Origin of the sequence: Flaviaestuariibacter flavus, from assembly GCF_004337505.1 — a bacterium.
In the GTDB taxonomy this organism is placed as follows: Bacteria; Bacteroidota; Bacteroidia; order Chitinophagales; family Chitinophagaceae; genus Flavisolibacter; species Flavisolibacter flavus.
The window spans coordinates 44,601-71,019 of the sequence record NZ_SJZI01000043.1 but is presented as its reverse complement, the minus strand read 5'-3'; the positions used below and the strand labels follow the sequence as shown (position 1 = coordinate 71,019).

Sequence of the window (26,419 nt, the reverse complement as noted above, 5' to 3'; positions counted from 1 at the left end):
CGTACCCGGGGGGGAATCGTTCGATCTCCGATGTCGGATCTCGGATTTTGCCGGCGCACGAAAAAGCGGATCGCAAGGCGATCCGCTTCTTATCGGACATCCGACATCGGAGATCGTAAAATCAGAATCTTGGGCAGTTCATCGCGTTGAGCGACGAGTTCTCGCTGCGGCGGAAGCCGCGGTAGGTAAGCGACAGCTCGAAGCCGCCCTGGCCATAGCTTGTATTGCGAAGCTTGGAGATATTGACATCATAGCTGAGGCCAAACGAGAGGCCGCGGAACTCGGCTTTCACTGTTGGGATGATCGCGTCGTTCCAGCGAAGGAAGCCACCGGCAGAAAGGGTCAAATCCGTAGACTCGATATCGGGACCAAAAACAATATTGTACAGGGCGCCGCCGATGAACTCCTGATTCTTGTCCTGCATCACAAAATCGGAGTAGAACACCACGTGTGTATTCTCGGTCATCCCGAGCTTCACGTCGCCCGAAATAACATACTTTGGCTTCAGCTCGATTCCGCTGCCCAGGAAGAAGCTGTTCTTCGGGCGGGTGATGTGGTGGTAGCCTAGACCCAGCACGAAAGAGTTGGTGCCTTCTGCCCCGAAATCGCCGTTGAGCGAAAGTCCGGCGCTTCCGTCGAAGTAGCTGTAGCCGTTGCTGCGCAGCGGCTCACCGTCAAAGCCATTGTCGTAGCTGTTGTTGGTGGTCACCTTGCTGCGGTCGAAGCGGCGCTGCACGATGCCGCCCATAAAACCGGCCGACAGGTACAGGTTGCGCTCGGCGCTCAGCGACTTGTGAAAGTTGAGCGCGGGCAGGATATGCGTCGTTTGCAGGTTGGCGGAGCCCGCCTCATCATGGAATACCTGCAGGCCAATGGTCGCAAAGTTGTCGGCCTGTCCTACACGGACCTTGTATTCGGCATTGGCCGAAACGGTCTTATAGGCATTAACGATGCTGTTCCACTGGTTGCGGTAAACGGCCTGCACCCGGTAATCGCCGTTGACGATACCGGCCAGGGCGGGATTACGCACCAGGGGCGTCTCGTAGAACTGGGAAAAGTGCAGGTCCTGCGCGCCGGCGCTTGCGCCGCAAAGGGCAAAGGCAGCCACCAGGAGTTGTCGGATATTTTTCATTTTTGTCGGCTTCAATTGTTTATTGGATCAGGGTTACGTCGCCCTTGATGGGAACGACCTCATTGTTCACACACAACACTTCGAGCGTATACACGTACACATCGGACGGCGCCTTAACGCCTTTGATCGTGCCGTCCCAGCCGTCCAGCGGGTTGTTCGCTTTCAGGTTGAGGCGCTCATATACCACCTGGCCCCAGCGGTTGAAGATCCGCAGCGACTTGATGGACTGGATACCCGTTCCACGGGGATAAAGCTTATCGTTCATACCGTCGCCATTAGGCGAGAAAGTATTCGGCATGAACACGTTTCCACCGCCGCAGGTAACGGTCACCTGCAGATCGTCGAAGGCCGTACAGCCGCCTTCATTGCGAACCAGCACGCGGTATAGCTGCGATTGAACGGCGCGGAGCACGGGTTGCGGGCAGTCGTTGCAGTTGAGGCCAAGGGTCGGTACCCAGCGCCAGGTCAGGATATCAGGTGAAGAGGTGCTGCGGAACCTTACGGTATCACCGGCGGCCAGGGTCAGGTCGGGACCAGCATTGATCTGCGGAACCGGGTACACCCTGATGGTCGTGAAGGCGGTATCGCGGCGACAGCCGACGCTGTCGCGGGCAACCAGCATGTAAGTGATTACGGTGTCACGGTCCGGTGTGATCGTCGGGTTAGCCAGCGTGCTGTCGTTGAGATAGGTCCGCGGCGACCATTGGTAGATGTCGGCACCACGGGCATCCAGCTGCAGGCGGGCGCCGGCGCACATCGTATCCAGCAGCACCGGGCGGATGAAGGGGAAAGGCTGGCGCACCGTCACACGCACGAAGTCGCGGCCGGAGCAGCCAAAGGCATCGGTACCGGTAACCCAGTAGGTTGTGTTCACAGTGGGGCTGGCAACCGGGTTGGGGCAGGCAAGACAGCTCAGGGTTCCATTCGGATCCCACACATAGGTCAGCGCGCCGCTCGGGTTGAGCGTGAATACACTGTCGCGGCACAGGGGCACATCGGCGCCGGCATCCACCACCGGCAGCGGGCGCACCAGCACATCGCTGAAGGCGCTGTCGGTACAGCCGTTGCTGTGCGTCACCAGGGCACGGATGCGGTAGGTATTGGGCACCGGATACACCTGCGCGGTGGGGTTCTGCGCAGTAGATGTGTTGCCATTACCGAAGGTCCAGCTCCAGGTCAGCGTACCGGGCACGTTGCGTGTCACATTACCCGCGAAGCTGAAGGTTGCCGGCGCACAGGCAGCCGCTGCCGGCGGCACCACCGCGATTTTCGGAGATACATGCACCGTAATGGGCTGCGTACTCACCGTGCCCGTACAACCGAACTGGGAGGTGTTGGTAAGTGTTACGGTATAGGTTCCGGGCGTTGTATAGTTGTGCGATGGATGCTGCACCGTTGCCGATCCGCCATCACCAAAGTCCCACTGCCAGCCGGTAAGCACATCGTTGCTTGCGCTGAGCCCGGAGAAGTTGACCACGCCCGAATCGCAAAGATTGAACAGACTTGCATCCAGCTTCGGGTACACCTTATAAGAGTGAACGATCTCATCACCGAAGATGGAAACCGAGCAACCGGAAGTGTCGGTCAGGATGATACGCGGCTGGAAGTTTCCGGTGTCGGAATAAACGTGGCTCGCCGTTTCGCTTTTCGTAAACCAGGTGTTGCCGTCGCCGTAATCCCAGATGATGGAATCGCGGTGCTGCGTCGTGGCAGCGAAGTCTACAGTAAACGGCATACAGCCTTTGAGCGGCGCATAGGTAAAGGAACCCGACGGGCCCTTGATGTCGATGACCATCGTGGTGTCGTCGGTACAGCCGCCGGGGCCGGTAACCGTAAGCTTCAGGTTGTAGGAACCCGCGTAGGAATACCGGTGAAAAGGCGAGTTGAGCGATGAAGTGCTGCCGTCACCGAAATCCCAGGCCGAACGCAGGTAGTCGGTAGACAGGTTGCGGATGGTGTCGTCGAGCGGCGGGCAGTTGGCGGTGTACGAGCGCATGCTGAACGAAGCATGCGGGAAAGAAATGTTGATATAATTGGGACGGTCGGTGCTGTCTTTACAGCCGAAGGCATCGGTTACAATAAGCTTCACGCCATAGATGCCGGTGGCGCTGTAGTTGTGCACCGGTGATTGCTGCGTACCCGTGGTATTATCGCCAAAGTGCCAGTCATACTGCAGGGGGCCGTTGCCCGTGGAGGTATTGGTGAAGGTGATCGGGCGGTTGGTACAGGTGATCGTATCCCCGGAGCTAAAGCCAACTGTCGGCTTTGAAATGATTACCGCGTCGGGTGCGCTCGAATAGTTGAATACGCAGCCGAGCGCATCGCGGATGGTAAGGCTGATGGCATAAACACCCGGCGTGGAATAAGTATGTGTGGCGGAAATGGTGCTGGCGGAATCGAGGTTGCCGTTGTCGCCGAAATTCCAGATATAGCCCACCACCGGGAAGCCGGGGTCGGTCACGACGGCCGCATTGAAGGTTACGGGATTTCCGCCCGGCAGCAGGCACTGCGTTGTCTGCAGCGGCGTTACGCTTGCCGAAGGACCGCGTACCGTGATGTCGCGGCTGAAGGAGCTGGTACAGCCGTTTACGTCGGTCACCAGCAGGGTTACGGTGTAGGTGTTATTGAGGTTGTAATTATGGCTCACGGGTCCGGCAACAGAGGAGCCGGTACCATCACCGAAATCCCACGCAAAAGAACTTACATTGGCGAGGTTAATACCTGTCGGTGTAAAGTCAACCGGTGCGTTGCGGCATACCGTCGTTGCCGACACGCTGAAGTTGGCCGTCTCGTTCACGATCCGGACCGTGGCGGCGGCGGTATCGCGGCAAATCCCGTTAACGACCACCAGCATAACCGGGTAGGTTCCGGTAGCACCATAAGTATGAGAAGGACTCGGGATGGCAGCGGTGTTGCCATCGCCGAAATGCCACTCATAGGTGAGCGGGGAAAGATTGACATCAACCTTAGAGCGGTCGGTAAATCCGCGGGTCATTTTATCGGCGCAGAGGCTGCTCACATCGAAGTTGGCCAACGGCGGCAGCACGCGCACTGCCTTGTTGTGCCGGATTGAATCGATACACTGACCGTTGCGCACAACGAGGAGTACGGAGAAATAGCCCGTGTCGGTATACAGGTGTGTCGGGCTCTGAAGACCGGAAGAATTGCCGTCGCCGAATTCCCAGTGGTAGAAAGTGCCGGCATTGGTGCCGGTGCTCACGTTGGTAAAGGTTACCGGCATCCTGGCGCACAACTGGGCCGGTGTATTCGTAAACTCAGGGCCCGGCTTCGGGTCAATCGTTGCCGCGTTGCTTACTACCAGGGTATTGGTACATCCCGAGGCGGTGGTCACGGTCAGGGTCACATTGTAGGTACCCAGTGCGTTATACGTATAGGTCGGGTTCTGCTGCGTAGAAGTGCCCACACCGTCGCCGAAGTTCCAGGCGTAGCTCGTGATCGGCTCGATGCTGGTAACGGTAGGCACGGGGTTAACCTGCAGCGGAAGGCACCCGCCCTTAGGAAGGCCGGCCAGCGTGATCTGCGGCTTCTGGATATAAATGAAATTGTATTTCTCGAGACGCTCCGAGCAGCCGCTGGCGTTGGTCACCGTAAGGGATACGATGTAAGCGCCCACGGCGGTATAGGTATGCGACGGATTTGCCTGTGTCGATGTCGTGTTATCACCGAAATCCCAGAGATAGGTGCCGCCATTCGTCACGGTAGACGTAAAATTCACCGTCAGCGGAGCCGCGCAGGCAACCGTGCGATCGGCGGTGAAGGCAATTGTCGGTTTGGGCAGCACGGTGATGGTGCGGGTGCTCGAATTGGTACAGCCGCCGGAATAGGTATTGGTCAGCGTGATCGTATAGGTACCCGCAGTTGCGTAGCTTTTCACAGGAACCGCATTGTTGCTGTTTGTGCCGTCACCGAAATCCCAGACCTGCGAAACGGCAGTGGGGACGCTGTTGTTTGTGAACGCAACATTCTGTCCCACGCAAATGGTGGCGTTGGAAGTGAAAGCCGTGGTGGAACCGAGCTGCACCAGCGCTGTCTTGATCACCGAGTCTCTACAGGTATAAGGGCTCGTCACCACCATTTTTACAGTGTAGGAGCCCGCGGCGGTATAAGTATGCGAAGGGTTAGCGCCCGTACCGGTGCTGTTGTCGCCGAAATCCCAGGTATAGGTGTTGCCGGCACCCGGCGTGGTAGCCGTAAAGTTGACGGTAAAAGGCAGCGTACAGTTGCCCGGATTGGAGTTGGTAAAGGAAGCCACCGGCTTCGGTCCCACCTTGATATAGGCCGGTGTGTCTACCGTTTTGGAGCATCCCGCCGCGTTGGTGGCGGTGAGGGAGATATTATACTGGCCCGGTGTGTTGTACACGTGGGTGGCGGTGGCCGTGTTGGCCGAGGTGCCATCCCCGAGGTCCCACAGCAGCGAGGTAATGGTAGAGCCGGTGCTGGTGATACTGCTGGTAAAAGCGGTTGTGAGCGGGGCGCAGCCGATGGAGTCGATGCCCCGGAAGCTGACGGTCGGGCTGGGCAGCACCGTGATATAGTCTACTTTGGCAACCGAGTCGGAGCCGGTGGCATTGGTCACTACCAGCCTGACGGTGTAGGTGCCCGGCGTCAGGTAAGTGGTGGAGGGACTGCGCTGCGTGGAGATCGTGTTGTTGCCAAGGTCCCAGCGCCAGGACGTGGGGACGCCTGACGAGGTGTCGATAAAATTGACCAGGATCGGCGCACAGCCCGAGCGCGGAGTAGCGGTGAAGCCAGCCCGGAGCTGGGCCTGGGCGGCAGTGGCGCCAGCCAGCACCAGGATGAGAGCAAGCGCATGCCGGCGCAGGGAAAGCAGATAGTTACGCATAAGGTTAGTTTGGTGCCTTTCCGGCGTTTCCCTTCCTGGAAACCACCAGCCGCCGTTCAACCGGCGGTCCGAACGCACACCCGGCGCCGGAACTTCAAATATACCGAATACGGTGGGCCTCCGAACGCCATTCCGGCGAGTAGTTTAAAACGCCGGATAAACTGGGTAAAAGGCCGCCCGGTTACTGCCGGGCTTCCCTTTAGCGGATCAGGTTCACATCCCCTTTCAGCGGCAGCACCTCGTTGCTGGAGCACAGCACCTCGCAGGTGTACACGTAAACATCGGCAGGCGCCGGCTTGCCCCGGAAGGTCCCGTCCCAGCCCGCGGCCGGGTCGTTGGCATTGAAGTGCAGCCTTTCGTAAACTACCTCACCCCAGCGGTTGAACACCCGGAACGACCGGATCCCCGCGAGTCCCTTTCCACGCGGGAAGAAGCGCTCGTTCATCCCGTCGGCATTGGGCGAAAAGGTATTGGGCAGGAACACGTTTCCGCCGTTGCAGGTCACCGTAAACTTCATTTCCGAGGTGGCCGTGCAGCCGCCCCCATTGCGCACGATCACCCGGAGCGGGCTGCTGTATCCGGCCTTTACTACGGGCTGCGGGCAGGTGCTGCAACTCAGCTGACCTGAAGGCGTCCAGCGCCAGGAAGTGATGTCGGCGGAGCCGCTCGTGCGCAGGGTGGCTGTATCTCCGGCCCGAAGCTCCAGGTCGGGACCGGCCGTCACCTGCGGTATCGGGAAGACCGTCAGGGTAACCCGCGCCGTATCGGCAAAGCAGCCGGCATTATCACGACCAACAACGGTATAGGTGGTGGTACGTTCCGGCTTTGCCGTCGTGCTGGCGGCAAAAGGCGCGTCCAGGCCGGTCGCCGGCGACCATTCATAGCGTTCGGCACCCGCGGCCCGGAGGGTAACAAAGCGGCCAAGGCACAGCGAGTCGGGGCGCGACAGGAGCTGCACCGGGAGGCGCTGCTGCACCGTCACCAGCACCGAGTCACGGTTGCTGCACCCGAATGCGTCGGTTCCGGTTACATAATAGCGGGTTGTTTGGGGGGCCGTCACGCGCGGGTTAGCGCAGTTGCTGCAGTCCAGGGACGGCGAAGCCGACCAGGACCAGGTTTGTGCGCCGCGGGCCTGCAGGCGCCGGCTGCTGTCGCGGCAAAGCACGAAGTCGGCGCCGGCATCCACCGCGGGAAGAGCACGGGCGAGCACCGTATCCGACACGCCGGCGGTACAGCCGTTGGCATCCCGCACCTGCAGGCTCAGGGGGTAACTCCCGGGCGTGGTGTAAGTAAAGGCGGCCGGTATTGATCCCGCGGCATTACGCCCGTCGCCGAGGCTCCAGCTCCATTCTAGGATCGTGGTGTCTGCACGCAGGATCCGGCCCTGTACCGGGAAGAGGGCGGGTACACAGGCGGCAGCACGTGTAAGGTTGATGCCAACCTTCGGCGAAGCATGCACCTGCACCCGGAAAGCGACGCTGGTGGCTTCGCAGCCCTGTGCGCCGCGGTTGGTGAGGCGCACATCGTAGGTGCCCGGCCGGGTATACCGGTGTGCCGGGTTTTGCAGCACCGAGGTCGCGCCGTCACCGAACTCCCAGAACCAGCCGCTGATCCGGTCATTGCCGGTGCTGAGGCCCTGGAACCGTACGGTACCGGAATCGCAGAGGCTCCGGCTGTCGGCGGCAAGGGCCGGGAAGAGTCGATACGAATGAAGGCTATCGGTGCCGTTGATAACGACGCTGCAGCCGCTGCGGTCAAACAGCAGCAGGCGCGGCAGGAAGCTGCCGGTGTCGCGGTAGGTATGCTGCACCAGCGAGTCGAGCCCGGTATGGAGCGCGCCGTCGCCGAAGTCCCACACCAGCGAATCCCGGTTGCGGGTGCTGGCTGTGAAGGAAACGCCGAGGGGGCTGCAACCCGAAACCGGGTCGTATTGGATGGTGCCCGAAGGCCCTTTGACGATCACCGTACGCACCAGAGTATCGGCACAACCACCGGGGCCGGTTACCACGAGGCGCGGATGAAAAACACCCGCGGTATTATAGAGGTGAGCAGGAGCCGCAAGCGCGGATCCGTTGCCGTTACCAAAGTCCCATTGCTGCGACAGGTAATCGGTAGAGGAATTTCCAAACTGCACCTGCAGCGGCGGACAGGTAGCGGTTGTATCGGACATCGAAAAACGGGCCTTCGGTACCGATATGCGGATATAGTTGTCACGCGTGCTGGTGTCGGCACAACCCCAATGGTCGGTCACGCGCAGCTGGATGCTGTAAAAACCTGTAGCACTGTACCGGTGTTGCGCCGCTTCCTGGCTGCTGTTGCTGCCGTCACCGAAAGACCACTCAAAACGAAGCGGGCCATCGCCGGCAGTCCGGTTCTCGAAATCAACATCCCGCTGCAGGCAGGTGCTGGTGTCGGCTGAAATGAAGGCTGCCACCGGTCGCGCCACGCGCACGGCAGAAGGCATCGTCCTGGTATCCACGCAGCCCGCCGCATCGCGCACGGTGAGCGAAACGGTATAGGCGCCACGGGCGGTGTAGCGGTTGGCCGGCGCGCGGTTGCCGCTGCTATCCACACCACCGTCGCCAAAATTCCAGGAGTACTGCAGAATCGGGTTGCCGGCGTAGGGCACCGAATGATCTTCAAAACGGGCGGTGCTGCCACCGGGCTGCAGGCACAGCAGCGGGTCGGTTACCGTAAAGGCTGCCTCCGGGCCGATCACGGTAATGCTGTCCGAATAAGTGCTGGTGCACCCGTTCAGATCGGTGATCGTAAGCATGATGCGGTAGCTGCCATTGCGGGTATAGGAGTGCGTGGCAAGACCGGCCGACTGGTAGGTTGTTCCGTCACCCATCTCCCACTTCCATCCGGCAATGCGGTTGCCCCGGATGCCATCGGCTTGAAGGGTATAAGGCATGCCTTTGCATACCGGCGCGGATGGCCGCACGAAATGCGCTTTCTCGTCAATGATCTCCACCGCATCGCTCGTTTCGAAATAACAGGTACCATTGGTTACGCGGAGCTTCACCAGGTAGGTGCCTGCCGCCGCATAGGTATGCCGGGGATGCTGAACGGTGGACGTCTGCCCGTCGCCGAAATCCCAATGCCAGGTGAGCGCACCCACCGAGCGGTCGCGGAAGCTGCGCTCGTACCGGTTGTCGCAATTCTTTTCGATGGCCATCACGGCAATGGGTGCCAGGATACGAACCGTATCGCGCAGCGATACCGTGTCGGTGCAGGTACCGTTGGCGACAATAAGCTGCACCGAAAAGAGGCCGATATTTCCATAAGTGTGGCTCGGACTTGCTTCCGGGGAAGTGGAGCCGTCACCGAAGGACCAGTTGTAGGCGGTGGCGGCCCCTACCCCGCTGCTTGTGTTCTGAAAGGCAACACCGGCAAAGGCACAGGAAACCGGCGGAGTGAACGTGAAGGAAGACCGCGGCTTTTCGAAAGCTTGCGCCGCGGCGCTGATCGTCTGTGTCTGCACGCAGCCGCTGGCGGTGGTAGCGGTGAGGCGCAGGTCATAAATGCCGGGACGAACATAAACGTGACCCGGCGCAGCAGATGTGGAACGCGTGCCGTCGCCAAAATCCCAGTCGTAACGTCTAATGCTGTCACCAACTACAGTCGCCGTCGGCCAGATTGTAAGCGGCGCACAACCTGATTGCGGAAGACCCGCGATGCGCAGGTCGGGAAGTTGCACCTTGATATAGGAATAACGTACCAGCGTGTCGGTGCAGCCGCCGGAGCTCCGCACCACGAGGCGTACCGTGTAATGCCCGGGGGCTGAATAAATATGTACCGGTGCATCTTCGGTGGAGCGGGTGCCGTCGCCGAAATCCCACTCCTGACCGGCCGCACCGGTGGAATTATTTTGAAAGGCCACCGAAAAAGGCGCGCTGCAGGAGACCGTATCGGCGCTCCGGAAAGCCGCCACCGGTGCCGGAAGCACCGTCAGGCGTCGCTCGGCCGTGTCGGCGCAGTCGCCGTAATGGTTGATGAGGCGGATGGTATAGATCCCCGGCGTTTGAAAGCTGGTAACCGGTTGCTGCAGGCCGGATGTATTTCCATTCCCGAAATCCCAGAGCTGCTGCGCCGGTGCCGGGCTGCTGCTGTTGATCAGCCCCAGCGGCCGGCCCGCGCAAATGCTATCGGGTGCCGAAAAAGAGGCGTCCGCGCCGATCCGTACCAGATCGGTACGAAGCAGGGTATCGCTGCAGCCCGCCGCGTTGGTTACGACGAGGCGTACGGAGTAGCTGCCTTCGGCCGTATAGGTATGTGCCGGCTGCGCGCCGGTAGCCGAGGTGCCGTCGCCGAAATCCCACCGGTATTGCAGACCGCTGCCGTTCGCATTGAACTGAACGCGGTGCGGTGCCGCGCAGCGCGTGGGGTCGGCGGCGGTAAAGCCCGCTACCGGGCTTTCCGATACCCGCACCGCGGCTGTTTTGGTGAAAGAGCTGCTGCAGCCTGCACTGTTGGTCACCTTGAGGGTGACGCTATAGGTGCCGGCACGATGGTACAGGTGCTGTGCGGTCATACCGCTGCCCAGGGTACCGTCGCCAAAGTCCCAGGCACGGCCCACGATGGCCGAATCGCTGGTGCTGTAGTCACGGAGGGTGAGTGCGAAGGGAAGACAACCCACCGAGTCGGAAAGCTCGAAGCGGACGGCAGGGGCCGCCGTAACGCGGATATAGCCGCTCCGGAGCACGGAGTCGGCACCGGAGCTGTTGCGTACCACGAGCCGCACGCTGTAGGTGCCGGGCAGGTTGTAGAGGGTAGCGGGGTTTTGTTGCGTTGAAGTGACGCCATTGCCCAGCTCCCAGTGCCACTGGGTGGCGCCGCCGGTGCTGACATCCTGGAAGCGTACCAGCAGCGGCGCGCAGCCGGAAGTAACGGTTGCGGCAAAGCCGGCGCTGAGGCTGGCGGTACGTGCCTTCGGGCGTCCCTGGGCACGGGCCCCGGGCACGATGGCAAAAAAGGTAAGGGCGATCAGCAGGACGCCGATCCGGTTGGTCAGGTTTCTCATATAGGCCGGGGCGACCGGGGTTGCCGCTAAGGGTTTTTTTTCGGCTCCTAAAGTAAAACCTTAGGATCCGAAACCCTTGCTGACACCGTGTTTCACAGTTCCGGGCGGGGTGCAAAAATAGCCCGGGAAGCGACGACATATTATAAAAAAACGTCTAACGACTGGAAAGCAGGGGTGAGACCGCATGAAACAACCGTAGCTCCCTCCCGCCATTGGCGGGGAAGCGCTATCTTTGCGCCTCAAATCAAACTCGAAATGTCTACGATTACCCGCTCCAACCTCAATTTCAGCCTTCCTTATAAGGTGAAGGACATGAGCCTCGCCGACTGGGGCCGCAAGGAGATCCGCCTCGCGGAGGCCGAAATGCCCGGCCTGATGTCCCTCCGCCAGGAATATGGTCCCTCCCAGCCCCTGAAAGGCGCCCGCATCGCCGGCTGCCTGCACATGACCATCCAGACGGCCGTGCTCATCGAGACCCTCGTGGCCCTCGGCGCTGAAGTGAAGTGGAGCTCCTGCAATATCTTCTCTACTCAAGACCACGCCGCTGCCGCCATCGCCGCCGCCGGCATCGGTGTTTTTGCCTGGAAAGGCCAGACCATCGAAGAAGCCGACTGGTGCATCGAGCAGACACTGTTCTTTGGCGGCGCCGACCGTCCCCTCAACATGATCCTTGACGACGGCGGCGACCTCACCAATATGGTGCTGGACAAATACCCCGAGCTCGTGCAGCACGTGAAGGGTATTTCTGAAGAAACCACCACCGGCGTTCACCGCCTTTACGAGCGCATGGCCAAAGGCACCCTGCCCGTTCCGGCCATCAACGTGAACGACTCCGTTACCAAATCCAAGTTCGACAACAAATACGGCTGCCAGGAATCGCTGGTGGACGCTATCCGCCGCGCTACCGACGTAATGATGGCCGGTAAAGTGGCTGTTGTAGGCGGCTACGGCGACGTGGGTAAAGGCTCCGCCGCTTCGCTGCGTGGCGCCGGCTGCCGCGTGATCGTTACCGAGATCGACCCCATCTGCGCCCTCCAGGCTGCTATGGACGGTTACGAGGTGAAGAAAATGGAAAACGCCGTTGCTGAAGCCGACATCGTGGTGACTGCTTCCGGCTGCCGCGACCTTATTACGGAAAAGCATTTCCGTAAGATGAAGGACAAGACCATCGTGTGCAACATCGGCCACTTCGACATCGAGATCGACATGGCCTGGCTGAACACGGCTTACGGTAACACCAAGGATACCATCAAGCCGCAGGTTGACATCTACAATGTTGACGGCAAGGACGTCATCATCCTGGCGGAAGGCCGCCTCGTGAACCTGGGTTGCGCTACCGGCCACCCCTCCTTCGTGATGTCGAACTCCTTCTCCAACCAGACCCTGGCCCAGGTAGAACTGTGGACCAACGGCGACAAGTACGAGAACAAGGTATATGTACTTCCGAAGCACCTCGACGAGAAGGTTGCCCGCCTGCACCTTTCGAAAGTAGGCGCCGAGCTCGACGAGCTGACCACCGAGCAGGCCGAGTACCTCGGTATCAGCAAGGAAGGTCCGTTCAAGGCGGAGATGTATCGCTACTGATTGCACGCGGAAATCGCAGAAACCGCTGAACATAAGCACCAAGGGCCCGCTACGCGGGCCCTTGGCATTTTTGATACCGCGATAAAACGCGGAAAGTGCGATCACTCCCGGTCAAAGGGCATCATTTGTCAATGGCTGCGTGCTATATTCCGGTACGAAATTCCAACTACCATGATCCTGGAAGCACTCCTCGGTGAATTCGAGCACGAAGTCAATAACACCCGCAAACTGCTTGCAGCAATACCGGCCGACAAGACCGGCTTCAAGGTGACCGACTTCGGGTGGACACTGGGCCAGCTTGCCCAGCACATAGCCACTATTTATTCCTGGTACGCCGGCACGCTGACGCAGGATGAATATGATATCTCCGCGGCGGGCGACCACCGCCCCGACCCTGCGGATATTGCCGCTACCCGTGCGCTCTTTGAGCAAAACGTGGAAAAGGCGCGGGCGGCGCTGAAAAGCGTGCAGGAAGAGGACCTGCTCCGCCCCTGGACCATGACAAGCCACGGGCGAACGATTGTTCCGCCGACGCCGCGCCTGCAGGTAGCGCGCGGCTTTCTCTTCAACCATCTCTACCACCACCGCGGAGAGCTGGTGATGTACCTCCGCGCCGCCGGCGCCCGGGTGCCCGGTTTGTATGGCCCGACCTACGAGGACAGCCACCGGAAGGGGACATCCTGAGTCCCCCGGGCGTGCTTGCCAGGTACCCGCCCCGGCTTCTGAACTGTCCTCCCCTGCGTCCCCGGTAGCACCACCCGGTTTTTCACCCGGAAAGCTCAGTTCCTGGCCTCCTCCACCCCGCCTCTCCGATACCTTGTTTTTAGTACCGCGATACCCCACAGGTAGCCGGATGCCTCCCTCGGGGCGGCCGGGAGCCCCGGTAAACCAGGCTGACGGCCTGCACGGGGGTACTTCTTCTACCCCCTTAGAGAGGCTTTTTACCTCACCAAGGGAGGTAAAAAGCCCGGCCGGGGTATCGGTGAACTAAGCTGGCCGGGTACGAAACGAGCCGGTACAGCTGCCTGCCCATTTTTCCGCGAGTCATTACTCTGGCACAGCGTTTTAAGCGCTATGCCAAAAGAAGAAATACCACATGTCGATCGTCACCCTAACGGATGAGCAGCGGGAAGAATCGAGAGCCTTCTACCGCGAAGCACTGGAGCTATTACACGAGACCGGAACGAAGTGGATGCTGGGCGGCGCCTTCGCCATGTTCCACTACACGGGCATTTACCGCGACACCAAGGACCTCGACGTCTTTACGAAGTCGAGCGAGGTGCCCAAGATCCTGAAGTTCTTCCAGGAACGCGGCTACCGCGTGGAGAACTACGACGTACGCTGGCTGGCCAAGGTGCATAAGGATCCCTACTTCATCGATCTCATTTTCGACACCGTCAACAACATCTGCCGCGTAGACGATACCTGGTACGAGCGTGCACCGGAAACCACGTTCTGCGATGTGCCGGTGCGCATGATCCCCGCCGAAGAGCTCACGTGGTGCAAGCTCTACGTGCAAAACCGCGAGCGCTACGACGGTGCCGACATCAACCACATCTGGCTAAAATGGGGCCCGAAGATGGACTGGGGCCATGTGCTCTTCCGCATGGAGCAGCACTGGCACCTGCTGCTGCAGCACATCATCTCCTTCCAGTTCTGCTACCCGCGCGAATTCCACGAATGCATCCCGCGCTGGCTCTTCGACGAGCTGATCCGCCGCGCGCAGGAGCAGTACGACATCCCACCCGCAATGGAGAAAGTATGCCGCGGTCCCATCATCGACCAGACGCAATATGCCATCGATATCAAAGACTGGGATTATAAAGTAACGACCATCAAAACGGTTTAGCATGGAAGAAAAAGACAACACGGGAACAAAAGAACGTGAGAACGAGACCGGGGGAGCTGCGGAGCCGACGAAAAAAGTCCGGATCGCGGCTGTTGCCGACATCCATGTGCGGGAGCACGACACCGGCAAGTGGGGCGACTATTTTAAGGAAGCCTCCCGACAGGCCGACATCCTGGTGATTGCGGGTGACCTCACCGATACCGGCGACGAGAGCGAAGCCGAGGTGCTGGTAAACGAGCTCAAGCACTGCAGCATACCGGTGGTGGCGGTGCTCGGCAACCACGACTATGAAAAGTCGCGGCACAAGCTGATCCGCCAGATCCTGCTGCGTGCCGACGTCAACATGCTCGACGGGGAGGCTGTGGTGATCAAAGGGGTCGGGTTTGCCGGGGTAAAAGGCTTTGGCGGCGGCTTCGACAACCGGATGCTGTCGATGTTCGGCGAAGGCGCCATGAAAGCCTTTGTGCAGGAAGCGGTGGATGAGGCGCTCCACCTGGAGCGGGCCCTCGGTCGCCTCGACCAGGAGCACCAGGTGGACAAGAAGATCGCCGTCATGCACTATTCCCCCATCCGCGAAACTGTGGTGGGCGAACCTGAAGCCATCTTCCCCTTCCTGGGGTGCTCCCGCCTCGCTGAGCCGTTGAGCAGGCATGGGGTGCTCGCCGCCTTTCACGGCCATGCCCATATCGGCACCCTGGAGGGCAAAACCCACGATGGGATACCGGTTTTCAACGTAGCCAAGCCCATCCTGAATAAGGAACAAAAAACATTTTTGGTATTCGAAGCCTGATTTTGGAACGGTATTGGTTTTTTCTGGTCGATCATCTATTTGTTCATTAAAACTGAAAGATCATGAGAGAACAGAATCGTGGACAGAACAGCCGTAACCTCGGCCAGGAGTCGATTGGCAGTGAACAGCAGCAAGGAACACAGCAGCAGGAACAGAACGTTTCCTATGGACGTGGCCAGCAGCAATCGGAACAGCGCGGTGGCATGCAGCAACCCCAGCAAGGCAACAGCCGCAACCTCAGCGAAGAGCTGAGCGATGACAGCGGCAACTTTGAAGAATAGTAAGCTGATATGAAGATGTCGGATCTCCGATGTCGGATTTTTTGGACAAAAAGCCGGGTTAAGAAACCCGGCTTTTTTCATTTCCCCTTGTGTATCTACCTTGCAAATCAGACATCGGAGATCGGAGATAAAAAAATTCTTCAGCCCGGGTATAAATATTGGATAGTACCCCGGTATGAAACTAACCTTCCACGGTGCGGCCGGCACCGTTACCGGCACCAAGCACAAGATTACGCTCAGCGACGGGCGCTCCTACCTGCTCGACTGCGGCCTCTTCCAGGGCCTGGGCCGTGAAACCGATGACCTCAATGCGCATTTCGGCTTCCGGCCCGATAAGATCGAAGCGCTCATTCTCTCTCATGCTCATATCGACCACTCGGGGCTCATCCCCAAGCTGGTGAAGGAAGGCTTTTCCGGCCCCATTTTCAGCACCGCAGCCACACGCGATCTTGCCGAGATCCTGCTTTACGACAGTGCCGAGATCCAGACCTACGAAACGGAATGGATCAACAAGAAGCGCGCGAAACGCGGACAGGAGCCCTACGAGCCGTTATATGGTCCGGAGGACGTGGAAAAGGCGCTGAGCCTGTTTCTCACCTTCGAATACGACGAATGGTTTACCGTGGGGCGCGGCGTAAAGGCCTGCTTTACCAATGCGGGGCACCTCATCGGCAGCGCCGCCATCAGTATGGTGGTGGAAGACGGTGATGAAACAACACGCATCCTCTTCAGCGGCGACGTGGGCCGCCAGCGTTCGGTGCTGCTCCCCCCGCCTGCCGAGGCACCGCAAGCCGAATACATCATCCTCGAAAGCACCTATGGCGACAAGCACCACGATATCCGTTTCAATACGATTGAAACCCTTCAGGAGTGGATCAAAAAAGTGTGCGTGCAGCGGGGCGGACAGCTGGTGATCCCGGCATTCAGCGTCGGCAGAACACAGGAAGTGCTTTACGCGCTCAACCAGCTGAGCCTGGAGAAGCGGCTTCCCGAGATCAAATATTTTGTAGACAGCCCGATGAGCACCAAGGCAACGGCCACGATCAAAAAATATGCGGACCAGTTCAACGAGCGCCTGCAGCAGGTGCTTGCGATTGACGATGATCCCTTTGACTTCCCCGGCCTTGCCTACATCGATTCGGTGGAAGACAGCCGCAAGCTGGTGGAATACACAGAGCCCTGCGTGATCGTCTCTGCTTCGGGCACCGCCGATGCGGGCCGCGTGCGGCATCACATCAACAACATCCTGGCGGATGCCAAAAACGGAGTACTGATGGTGGGCTATTGCAGCGCCAAATCGCTGGGCGGCCAATTGCTGTCGGGGGAGCGCGAAGTAGAGATCTTCTCCGACCCCGTGGAAGTAAAAGCGGAAATCGGCCAACTGCCCGGCATGAGCGCCCATGGCGACTGTGATGACCTGTGCCGCTTCATCGCCAACCAGGACCCGGAGACGGTGCGGGCCATTTACCTCGTTCATGGCGAGGAAGCCGCACAAAGGGGACTGCAGACCCGCCTCGAAACAAAAGGTTTTAAAAATATCATCATTCCATCGCAACACCAGGAGGCCAACCTCTCGGTGCCGCCAACCGACGAGGCCGCAGCGGCCTGACAAAGCCTATGGATATTCTGGATTGCATCATAATCGGCGGAGGTCCCGCGGGACTCAACGCGGCGGTAGTACTTGGGCGCTGCCGGCGCAGCATCCTTGTATTCGACACGCAGGAGTACCGCAACCGCTGGTCGCACGGCATGCACAATTACCTCACCCGCGACCATATCCCGCCCGCCGAGTTCCTGGCGATCTGCCACAAGGAGCTGGAAAAATACGGTGTGCAGCTGCTGCGCAAAAGGATCGTACGCTCCGACCGCAACGCGGAAGGTCTTTTCGAATCCTTTGATGAAGAAGGGAACTGTTACCTTTCGCGCAAACTGCTGGTCGCCACCGGTCTCAGCGACAACCTTCCCACGCTGCCCGGCTTCGAGGAGCACTACGGCATATCGGTACACCATTGCCCCTACTGCGACGCCTGGGAGTGGCGCGACCGGCGCCTGGCGGTATATGCAAAAACTAAAGATGGCTCCGAGCTTTGCCTCGCCCTGCAAAACACCTGGAGCGAAGACGTCACCTATTTCACCGACGGCAACCGTCGTATCAAATCGTCCACCCGCGAATACCTGGAAGCCTCGGGCATCCGTATTATTACGGACGCCGTTGAAGGCCTTGAAGGCAAGGAAGGCATGCTGCGGGGCGTACGCCTGAAAAACGGCACCCTGGTGGGAATAGACGCGCTGTTCTTCGTCAACGGGTTCACCCAGCAGTGCAATTTCGCAGCAGCTTTTGGTTGCGATGTGGGCCGTAAGGGCGCTGTTATCACCAACCGTTCGCAGCAAACCAATATCACCGGTCTCTATGTAGCCGGCGACGCCACGCGGGATATGCACTTCGTGGTGGTAGCTGCTGCCGAAGGGGCGAAGGCGGCAGTGAACATCAACAAGGAGTTGATCAAGGAGCAGGCGGAACGGAAGCGGACGGCGATGAAGGCCGATAAGGGTGAGATGGCGGCCTGAGGTCAGCGGTAATAGCGGAAGTCGCCGAAGCATTCGCTGGAAATGACCAGCGGCACTTTCGTCGGCGTGCCTTCAGCGTCTTTAAGGAAGCTCCAGCTTCCCCGCAATAGAGAGAGTGTGAACAGCGCGCCGCGCGGCACATCCCGAAACAGCGCTTTGGGCAAAATGGCGCTGCCATTATCCGGAACCTTCATTGTGTTGCGTGCATCCACCATCTCACGATAGTAAAAGAATTCATTCCCGCGCTTGCCGCTTGAGTAGTGAACCGTGACGTAAACGCCCTTATCATTCTTGGGATCGGCGTTCCATTTGATCAGGGCTCCCGGCCGAATTATGTTCGGTTTTTCCTGAACGCCGAGGCTATCAAGTGTCACCGGTTGCCAGTCGCCATTAACAACGAATGACAATGGCGCGTAGGATTGGCCGCTGAACTGCATTTTGTAGTCCGCCTGAGGAAGGGTCATAAACCGAATGGTGTCACCGAGTACGGAGTCGGCCAGATGCGGGTCGAGTTTTCGCATGTATGAATGATCATCGTTTCGCTGTATGACCTGTCCCAGGACCGATGCAGCGCCCGCCGGAATGATTTCAGGCGACTTATTGAGACGATGGGGTGCGTAACCGATCAGATACCCGATAAAGTTGAAATCGCGTGCCACCTCAGAACCAGGGAGCATTGGTGAAGTGTACCGTAAGGCGAACACTGGATCGTGCCAGTTGCCGAATTGCCGGTGAAACTCCCAGATACCGATAGTGCCATGTTGCACATTAACTTCCTGGCAAGGCGCCGAAATGCAAACTCCACACGCTAGGAAAAGAAACAGCGAACGGATCAGGTGCAACACGCCAAAAATTCTGTCGACCATATCAATGATTTGCGAAGGGAAACGATTCAATAACTGAAAACAAAAAGTCCATCACGGATTGTCCAGGCTGAGAAGTGGATTGGAGAATAGCTGCCGTCTCTCTGGTAAAGGTCGCTCCAATTGCCGCGAAGGATCGTAATAATGACAATGGATCCGCCCGGGATACCTTCGAACAGCGCCTTCGGAAGCGAGATCCCGCCAGTGTCGTCGGCCCGCATACAATTTGTCCGCTCCCGGAAGCCCCCATGCCCCCAGGACTCGATGTTTGGCTTATTTCGAAGGGAGAAATACACGGAGATAAATACCCCTTTCCTGTTGCCGGTATCCGGGTTCCAGGTAAGTTGAGAACCGGCGGCAATCTTCGGCAGCCGGATCGAATCGTTTACCTGGGTCTCTTCCATAGAGGTCGGCGCAGCACGAAGCGTAAGCGGGAAACGCAAGCGTCCATATAGCGGTTGCGCCGGTCTGCGGTTGGCGGTTTCGAGTTGCATTTCCACTTCGCGTCCGGAAACAGAATCAACTACGCTTAGTGAAAAATCCATATGGTAACGGTTGCCCTTTTGCCGCCGTATATGACGCGAAAGAAAGACCGCATCCCCTGCAGAATAGGTTTTGCGCAGCCAGGGATCTTCGAGTATTGCATCGATGCTTGCTTTCGCATCGGTGCTGCTATCTCCCTCAAGCGGACCCGAATCAGCAAAATGGAACCCGGGCTCGTGTGTTCGCTTTTGAAAATCATCAAAAAAAGCACGCTGTGCAGAATAATTCATTAGGACGATCGGCTCCTGTGCTCCCGCCGTCCCTGAATTAATGAGGAAAACAAAAAGTAAGAAACTGGGTTTCATAAAGCCTTGTTGGTTTCGGTTGACGTCTGTCAAAGATATTAACCACGGCACCTCGTACCCAACTATTAACGCAGCGCCTCAAAGAAATACTTCACCTCACTCCAGAAGGCATCCAGCGCCACGATGCGTGTTTTGAAAAAGGAAATCAGCTCCGGCCAGTCTTCTTTACGGAAAATATTGAGGCCTTCGCGACTGAAGGTGATCTTGCTTACAGGTGCGCCCCAGTCGTCGTAGGCTTCCGGAAGCCAGTCCCACTCCTCGCCCACTGCCGCGTCGAAGGCGGATTTGAGTTGCTGAAACTGTTCGAAGTATAACTGTCGCAGGCCGGCATCCTTGTGCGAGAGCACGATGCCGACGGAGGCAGTCCGCTTGTCGGCATCCATCCGGAAGGCAATCCCCTTTTCTCCCGTTTTGTAATTAACCCAGTTCACCTTCTCCCCTTCCGCGCCCGGTACCGGGCCCATGTACTGCCCGAAGGCAGTCCAGAAGGCCTGGCGCAATTCGGAGGCTTCCTTGCGTGAATACATGGGCTAAAATTAGGGGTCGGGCCCTATTGCAAACGCGGCCATGGCGCAGTATCTTGTCGACTGTGGTTCCGCTTCCCCAATTGACCAAACCGACCCGATATGAAAACCTGCCCCAGCCCGCACATCACCGATTGGCACGTTTTTCCTCTTATACAAAGAGCGATAAGCGCAATAAAAACCTACGTTATGAAACAAGTGCTGAAACAAATGAATGCGGTGAATGAGTCTCATGAAGGTTTTCATCTCGGTACCACAATCATGATGATCCTGATCTTCCTGGCCTTTTGGGGAGTCAGCTTTTATATCCTGCTGAACAGCTACGCCTGAGCAGGCACGCAAACTTATTGAGCGCCCTCCCCGGAGGGCTTTTTCATGCCCCTGTCGCCGTTACTTTGCAGCAAAACGAGCACATGCCTTTCATCAAGCCCGCCACCGCACAGGATATTCCCGACCTGATCCAGCTGCTCAACCGCGCCTACCGCGGCAATGCGGCCCGTGCCGGATGGACCCATGAGGCCGACCTCATCGAAGGCGAACAGCGAACCGATGAAAGCGAGCTCACCGAAAAGCTGCAGCACCCCGATGCGACCCTGTTGAAATGGCTGGACGATAGCTCCGCGCTCCGCGGCTGCGTGTACCTCGAGAAAAAAGGCTCGGACCTCTACCTCGGTATGCTGTCAGTAGACCCCGAGGCCCAGGGCGGCGGCGTCGGGAAAAAGCTGCTCCAGGCTGCCGAAGGGCACGCGCTCCAGTCGGGCTGCACCGGCATCGTGATGACGGTCATCTCCGTGCGCACCGAGCTGCTCGAATGGTACCAGCGCCACGGCTATGCGGTTACCGGCAAGGAAGAACCCTTCCCCGACGACCCGCGCTTCGGGAAGCCGAAGCAGCCGCTGTTTTTCAAGTGGCTGCGGAAGCAGCTTTGAGCCGTTGTGGCAAAATATTGATCAGACATCCGACATCCGAGATCTACAGATTCCCATCCTACCTTTACCGCGATGACCACCGCACTCGAAAAACTCGACTTCTCCAAGTACGCCGACGGGCTTATTCCCGCTATTGTCCAGGACTTCACCACGCAAAAAGTACTCATGCTGGGCTTTATGAATGAAGAAGCCCTGCAGCATACCGAGCGCACCGGCCTCGTTACTTTCTTCAGCCGGTCGAAAGGCCGCCTTTGGACGAAGGGTGAAGAAAGTGGCAATAACCTGCGCCTGAAGCAGATCCTCGTGGACTGCGACTCCGACACCCTGCTGATCAAAGCCATCCCTGCGGGCCCGGTTTGTCATACGGGAGCGGACACCTGCTTTACGGAAAAAAACAGCCCGGCTGACTTCCTCTATTACCTCGAACACATCATCGAGCTGCGCCGCAACGGCACCGACGAGAGCTCCTACGTCAAGAAGCTGATGGCGCGCGGCATCAACAAAGTGGCCCAGAAAGTGGGCGAAGAAGCGGTGGAGCTCGTGATCGAAGCCAAGGACGTTAACAGGGAGTTATTTTTGGGCGAGGCCGCCGACCTGCTTTTCCACTACCTGCTGCTTTTGCAGGCAAAGGATTGTACCTTAGCTGACGTAGTGGCCGTACTCCAGACTCGCCACCAGCCGAAATAACCATGAAAAAAATCGCAAACCTGCTGCTGTTGCTGCTCCCCGCCGGCGCCTGGGCACAAAAGGGCTTCCAGATCAAAGGGAATATCGACGGTCTGAAAGACAGCACCGAGATCCGCCTCACCCACCCGCAAACCAATGCCGTGCTGGCCACCGCCCGCAGCAGCAAGGGTAGCTTCGAGCTGAACGGCGAGCTCCCCGAACCAATGCTCAGTTCGCTTACCATTGGCAACAATGCGCCGATGTACCTCTACGTTGAAAATTCGACGATACGCCTCAGCTCCGGCAAAGCCCTGACCGTAAAGGATAAGGAAAAAACCGGCAAAACCGTGGTCAAAACCGAGACGACCACACCGAATCTCAGCGAGCTGAAAGTAGAAGGCTCCCAGTCGCAGGTTGACTTTATCGAGTTCCAGCAGGTGTTTACGCCCCTCCTCGGCGGCATCAACCAGTACGCAACCGCTGCCAACACGGCCGCCAGCCCCGAGCAGCGCGCCCGCGCCATTAAATCTTTCGACTCGGTAAAGGCGCTACTCAATACCGAGATCGACCGCTTTATCACGAACAAGCGCAACTCCTACGTTTCTCCCTTCGTACTCGGATATACTGCATCGTTGTTCGACAACCCGGTACAATTGAACGACCGCTTCAAGTTACTTGATGCGGCTATCCAGAATTCCAATGTCGGCAGAAGCCTTTCCGGGTATATCCAGTCACAGCTGGTGGGCGCCATCGGCTCCGATGCGGTGGACTTCTCCCAGGCCGACACCACCGGCACGCCGGTAAGCCTGTCATCGCTGCGCGGCAAGTACGTGCTGCTCGACTTCTGGGCCTCCTGGTGCCGTCCCTGCCGCCTCGAGAACCCCAACGTGGTAAAAGCGTTTGAAAAGTTCAGGAAGAAGAACTTCACCGTCCTGGGCGTATCGCTTGACCAGCAGAAAGAGGCCTGGATGAAAGCCATCAAAGCCGATAACCTTACCTGGACCCATGTAAGCGACCTCCAGCAATGGAGCAATGCCGTGGCACAGCTGTACCATGTTACCGGCATTCCGCAAAACTTCCTGATCGACCCCAACGGAAAGATCGTGGGCAAGAACCTGCGTGGCGCCGAACTGGAAGCAAAGCTTTGCGAGCTGCTTGGCTGCAACTAGCATTCAATGGCTTTAAAAAAAAATTTTAACCTGTCCCCACGGACAGGTTTTTTAATGGAATGGTGCTTGCGGGAAAGGTGGCTATGAGAAGTATAGTTTCAATACTGACACTGACGCTGGCAATTGTTTCCTGTTCGGGCAAGCCGGCTCCTGGAAAGCATACATTGGCGCTGGAGAAGCCGGCCTATCGCCTCGACCAACCGCTAAAAAGCTGGCGCCTGGCGGATGAGCTGCTGGAGATATCCGGGATCAGCTGGATCAACGACCGGCAACTGCTGGCGATTGAAGACGCCACCCGCAACCTGTATGTGCTCGACCTGTCGCAAGGTGCGGCCGTGTCCCGCAAAACGCCCATCACCGTCAGCGCCTCCGGTAAACTCGACATCGAAGACGTAACCCTTGTGGGGCCAACCGCCTATACGTTGCGCAGCAACGGCGAATTGATCGAGATTGACGGCTGGGATAAGCAGGCAACCGCCCGCGAATTGCCCAGTGGCCTGCCCGACGGCCTCAATGTGGAGGGCATCTGCTTTGACCCGGTAAGCGGCAACCTGTTGCTGGCCGAAAAGGACCGGCTGGGAAAGAAAAAGAAAATGAAAAAATCGCACGAAGAACGCGCTATCTACTCGTTCGACCCGAGAACCGGAAAGCTCCTGCCCGAGCCTTTCCTGGAGATCGGTCCGGAGGCCATGGCAAAAATGGGTGGCGGAAAAGGCAGTTTCAACCCTTCCGCCATCGCGGTGCATCCGAAAACAAAAGAGATCTATGTGCTCGGATCGGCCGGCATCAAAGGGCTCGCCTGCTTCGGCCGCGACGGAGAATTGAAATGGTTCACGCCGATTTCCAACGCACGGATGCCGCAGCCCGAGGGACTTTGCTTTGCCCCCGACGGAACGCTTTTCATCAGTTCGGAAGGCAATGGCAAAACACCCGGGCAGCTGTTCGAGTTTGCAGCGCCATAAGCAGGCGGCCAATAGCTATTTTTCTGATGATCGGGCAAGCGATCAGGTAAAAGGGCACGGCAAGCTTCTTTCTCCAGATCGAAGCTGTCGTGCCCTACTTGCAAACGGGAACTACCGGCGTTCGCGCCGGAGGCTATCCTTACGCGGGGCCCTATAACCCTGACCGTTAACGGGAGCCGCCTCGTGGCCGGTTGGCGTTGCGCTCTGCCCGTCTTTCCAGTCGTAGATTTTATCTTCCTGCAGGGGCTCCGGCTGCGCCACAACCTTTTCCGAAACTTTTTTATAACGCTCTACTCTTTTCTCCGGCGTTTTATGCAAGGAAGCCCTGTTTCCTGTAGCCGATACAGCGGCCTTTTTGCGCGAAGCATTGCCCGCTCCCGTACTTTGGGCAGAAACGCCGGCGGCACTGCAGAGCAGCAGGCCGGCAACCCAGATCCATCGCTTCATATTCTTTCGGATTTTATTCCCTTTCTGGGCACAAAGAGGCTGCCAAAGCGGCTTCCGGCCAGTGGTATGTTATTTGTGCCGGTACAGCAAAACAATCGTATGAACAGAGCCTCGATACAAAACCGCACGGTCACGGCAACCGCGGAGCACGAGATCGGTAAAAACCAATTCGTGGTAGCGCCGGGCGTGTGGCGGGTGAAGGACAAATTCGTGAACTGCTTTGCCGTTCAGAACTCGGGCGGCACCAATAACTGGATCCTGGTGGATGCCGGGCTGAAGAGCTCGGCGGAGAAAATCCGCGCGCTCGTGGGCAGCGTTTTCGGCGGGCGCAACAGCCGTCCCTCGGCTATCGTCCTGACCCACGGCCATTTCGACCACGTTGGCTCGCTGCTGGAGCTGGCCCGCGAGTGGGGCGTACCGGTATATTGCCACCGCCTGGAGGCCCCCTACCTGACGGGGCGCTCGAAATATCCCCCGGCTGATCCCAGCGTCGGCGGCGGACTGATGTCGCTGATGTCGTTTATGTTTCCCCGTGGCCCCATTAACGCTGAAGACCACCTGCAATTTCTCGATGAGGACGGCTCCATCCCGGGGATGCCCGAATGGCGCTGGCTGCATACACCCGGCCACGCCCCGGGACATATCAGCCTCTACCGCGAGCACGATGGCGTGCTCATCGCCGGTGATGCGCTGACCACCACCAACCAGAATTCGGCCTTTTCGGTGATGACGCAGAAGAAAGAGCTGCAAGGCCCGCCGCGCTACTTCACCATCGACTGGGGCGCATCGGCCCGCTCGGTGCGCCTGCTGGCGGAGCTGCAGCCGCAGGTGATCGCGTCCGGCCACGGGCAGACCATGTACGGCGCCGAGGCCCGCAAGGCACTCAACAAGCTCACCCGCCAGTTCTGGGAAATTGCCATGCCCGAAGACGGCCGTTACGTGCACGAGCCCGCGCTGACCAACGAAACGGGTGTAACCTACGTGCCGCCGGAGCGCACTAATGCCAACCTCATGGCACTGATCGGTGTCGGCGCACTGGCCATCGCCCTTACGGTGTATGCCGTGCGGCGTAACCATGAAAAGAAAAAATGGATGGCCTTCCTGGATGATAAGCTGAATAGCTGATGATAATTGAAAAGCCCCGCGATCTGCGGGGCTTTTCAATTAAATCAAACCATCAGGCAAGCTGTCGCTTATACAGTTGTATCGTATTCTCCAGCCCAAGGTAAAGCGCGTCTGCGATCAGCGCATGACCGATGCTCACCTCGTCGAGCTGCGGGATGGAGGCTTTCAGAAAAGCAAGATTGGTGCGATCCAGGTCGTGGCCGGCATTGATGCCGAGCCCGAGCTCGGTTGCACGCCGCGCCGCACTTACATAGTCGGCTACCGCCGCCTGGCGGTCACTTGCATAACCGCGCGCATAGCCTTCGGTGTAGAGTTCAATGCGGTCGGTCCCGGTTTCCGCGGCCCCTTCCACCATCGCGATGACGGGGTCTACAAAAATCGACACCCGGATCCCTTCTTTCTTAAATACGGAAATGATCTCGCGGAGATAGTCGCGGTGCTTCACCGTATCCCAGCCGTGGTCGGACGTAAGCTGTCCGAGTTCGTCGGGCACGAGCGTTACCTGGTGGGGCTTCACTTCCAGTACGAGGTCTACGAACTTCTGCTCGCGGGAGTTGCCCTCGATGTTGAACTCCGTGGTGATGATCGGCTTGATGGCGCGCACATCGGCGTAGCGGATATGACGTTCGTCGGGACGCGGGTGCACCGTAACGCCGTCGGCGCCGAATTCCTGTACATCGATGGCGGCCTGAACCACGTCCGGATTGTTGCCCCCGCGGCTGTTGCGCAGCGTCGCGATCTTATTGATATTGACTGAAAGCTTTGTCATTTCGATATTCGTTATTCGCAATTCGT

At 58.5% G+C, this 26,419-nt stretch carries 21 protein-coding genes; 13 read left to right on the top strand and 8 right to left on the bottom strand.

Annotation, left to right across the window (positions count from 1 at the left end; translation table 11 throughout):
• Positions 1 to 121: 121 nt before the first annotated feature.
• From EPD60_RS11855 to EPD60_RS11845, 3 genes are all read right to left on the bottom strand, one after another.
• Entirely contained in the window at positions 122 to 1,132 is a 1,011-nt protein-coding gene (locus tag EPD60_RS11855) for a PorP/SprF family type IX secretion system membrane protein (protein ID WP_131449688.1), read from the bottom strand.
• 19 nt (positions 1,133 to 1,151) lie between these two features.
• The gene (locus EPD60_RS11850) at positions 1,152 to 5,996 is read right to left on the bottom strand and encodes a PKD domain-containing protein (RefSeq protein WP_131449687.1); all 4,845 of its coding nucleotides are present in this window, start codon (positions 5,994 to 5,996) and stop codon (positions 1,152 to 1,154) included.
• A 199-nt stretch (positions 5,997 to 6,195) separates the two neighbouring features.
• Complete coding sequence (locus EPD60_RS11845) at positions 6,196 to 11,019, bottom strand: PKD domain-containing protein (RefSeq protein ID WP_131449686.1); 4,824 nt, start codon at positions 11,017 to 11,019, stop codon at positions 6,196 to 6,198.
• Between the two features lie 255 nt (positions 11,020 to 11,274).
• Between EPD60_RS11845 and ahcY the strand changes: the two genes are divergently transcribed.
• The 7 genes from ahcY (at position 11,275) to EPD60_RS11810 (ending at position 18,091) form a co-directional block, all read left to right on the top strand.
• On the top strand, positions 11,275 to 12,603 hold the full coding sequence (gene ahcY / locus EPD60_RS11840; RefSeq protein WP_131449685.1) for an adenosylhomocysteinase: 1,329 nt from the start codon (positions 11,275 to 11,277) through the stop codon (positions 12,601 to 12,603).
• Positions 12,604 to 12,774: 171 nt separating this feature from the next.
• Positions 12,775 to 13,287, top strand: coding sequence for a DinB family protein (locus EPD60_RS11835; protein ID WP_131449684.1), 513 nt, complete (start codon positions 12,775 to 12,777; stop codon positions 13,285 to 13,287).
• A 412-nt stretch (positions 13,288 to 13,699) separates the two neighbouring features.
• Complete coding sequence (locus EPD60_RS11830; protein ID WP_131449683.1) at positions 13,700 to 14,452, top strand: nucleotidyltransferase; 753 nt, start codon at positions 13,700 to 13,702, stop codon at positions 14,450 to 14,452.
• Between the two features lies 1 nt (position 14,453).
• Positions 14,454 to 15,242, top strand: a complete 789-nt coding sequence (locus EPD60_RS11825; RefSeq protein WP_131449682.1) for a metallophosphoesterase family protein — start codon at positions 14,454 to 14,456, stop codon at positions 15,240 to 15,242.
• A 62-nt stretch (positions 15,243 to 15,304) separates the two neighbouring features.
• Positions 15,305 to 15,523 (top strand): hypothetical protein, encoded by a 219-nt coding sequence (locus EPD60_RS11820; protein ID WP_131449681.1) that lies wholly within the window; start codon positions 15,305 to 15,307, stop codon positions 15,521 to 15,523.
• 175 nt (positions 15,524 to 15,698) lie between these two features.
• The gene (locus EPD60_RS11815; RefSeq protein ID WP_131449680.1) at positions 15,699 to 17,132 is read left to right on the top strand and encodes an MBL fold metallo-hydrolase RNA specificity domain-containing protein; all 1,434 of its coding nucleotides are present in this window, start codon (positions 15,699 to 15,701) and stop codon (positions 17,130 to 17,132) included.
• Positions 17,133 to 17,140: 8 nt separating this feature from the next.
• The gene (locus EPD60_RS11810; RefSeq protein WP_131449679.1) at positions 17,141 to 18,091 is read left to right on the top strand and encodes an NAD(P)/FAD-dependent oxidoreductase; all 951 of its coding nucleotides are present in this window, start codon (positions 17,141 to 17,143) and stop codon (positions 18,089 to 18,091) included.
• 2 nt (positions 18,092 to 18,093) lie between these two features.
• Here the strand turns inward: EPD60_RS11810 and EPD60_RS11805 are convergent, their stop codons facing one another.
• The 3 genes from EPD60_RS11805 to EPD60_RS11795 all read right to left on the bottom strand — a co-directional run bounded on the left by EPD60_RS11805 (position 18,094) and on the right by EPD60_RS11795 (position 20,329).
• On the bottom strand, positions 18,094 to 18,957 hold the full coding sequence (locus EPD60_RS11805) for a hypothetical protein (protein ID WP_131449678.1): 864 nt from the start codon (positions 18,955 to 18,957) through the stop codon (positions 18,094 to 18,096).
• 26 nt (positions 18,958 to 18,983) lie between these two features.
• Positions 18,984 to 19,802, bottom strand: a complete 819-nt coding sequence (locus tag EPD60_RS11800) for a hypothetical protein (protein WP_131449677.1) — start codon at positions 19,800 to 19,802, stop codon at positions 18,984 to 18,986.
• Between the two features lie 65 nt (positions 19,803 to 19,867).
• Complete coding sequence (locus EPD60_RS11795) at positions 19,868 to 20,329, bottom strand: DUF4268 domain-containing protein (RefSeq protein ID WP_131449676.1); 462 nt, start codon at positions 20,327 to 20,329, stop codon at positions 19,868 to 19,870.
• Positions 20,330 to 20,515: 186 nt separating this feature from the next.
• On the opposite strand from EPD60_RS11795, the gene EPD60_RS17005 reads away from it, so the two are divergent.
• The 5 genes from EPD60_RS17005 to EPD60_RS11775 all read left to right on the top strand — a co-directional run bounded on the left by EPD60_RS17005 (position 20,516) and on the right by EPD60_RS11775 (position 24,052).
• Positions 20,516 to 20,656 carry a hypothetical protein gene (locus tag EPD60_RS17005; RefSeq protein ID WP_165871526.1) on the top strand — a complete coding sequence of 47 codons (141 nt, stop codon included), beginning with the start codon at positions 20,516 to 20,518 and terminating at the stop codon, positions 20,654 to 20,656.
• 83 nt (positions 20,657 to 20,739) lie between these two features.
• On the top strand, positions 20,740 to 21,255 hold the full coding sequence (locus tag EPD60_RS11790; protein ID WP_131449675.1) for a GNAT family N-acetyltransferase: 516 nt from the start codon (positions 20,740 to 20,742) through the stop codon (positions 21,253 to 21,255).
• A gap of 72 nt (positions 21,256 to 21,327) precedes the next feature.
• On the top strand, positions 21,328 to 21,942 hold the full coding sequence (hisIE, locus tag EPD60_RS11785; RefSeq protein WP_131449674.1) for a bifunctional phosphoribosyl-AMP cyclohydrolase/phosphoribosyl-ATP diphosphatase HisIE: 615 nt from the start codon (positions 21,328 to 21,330) through the stop codon (positions 21,940 to 21,942).
• 2 nt (positions 21,943 to 21,944) lie between these two features.
• A complete protein-coding gene (locus tag EPD60_RS11780) occupies positions 21,945 to 23,090 on the top strand; it encodes a TlpA disulfide reductase family protein (RefSeq protein WP_131449673.1) in 1,146 nt (381 codons plus the stop codon).
• Positions 23,091 to 23,173: 83 nt separating this feature from the next.
• Positions 23,174 to 24,052, top strand: a complete 879-nt coding sequence (locus EPD60_RS11775; RefSeq protein WP_131449672.1) for a hypothetical protein — start codon at positions 23,174 to 23,176, stop codon at positions 24,050 to 24,052.
• A gap of 111 nt (positions 24,053 to 24,163) precedes the next feature.
• Here the strand turns inward: EPD60_RS11775 and EPD60_RS11770 are convergent, their stop codons facing one another.
• Positions 24,164 to 24,499, bottom strand: a complete 336-nt coding sequence (locus tag EPD60_RS11770; RefSeq protein ID WP_131449671.1) for a hypothetical protein — start codon at positions 24,497 to 24,499, stop codon at positions 24,164 to 24,166.
• Between the two features lie 99 nt (positions 24,500 to 24,598).
• Between EPD60_RS11770 and EPD60_RS11765 the strand changes: the two genes are divergently transcribed.
• Positions 24,599 to 25,624 carry an MBL fold metallo-hydrolase gene (locus tag EPD60_RS11765; RefSeq protein WP_131449670.1) on the top strand — a complete coding sequence of 342 codons (1,026 nt, stop codon included), beginning with the start codon at positions 24,599 to 24,601 and terminating at the stop codon, positions 25,622 to 25,624.
• 52 nt (positions 25,625 to 25,676) lie between these two features.
• Here EPD60_RS11765 and EPD60_RS11760 read toward each other — a convergent pair whose 3' ends face one another.
• The gene (locus tag EPD60_RS11760; protein ID WP_131449669.1) at positions 25,677 to 26,393 is read right to left on the bottom strand and encodes a pyridoxine 5'-phosphate synthase; all 717 of its coding nucleotides are present in this window, start codon (positions 26,391 to 26,393) and stop codon (positions 25,677 to 25,679) included.
• Between the last annotated feature and the right edge of the window lie 26 nt (positions 26,394 to 26,419).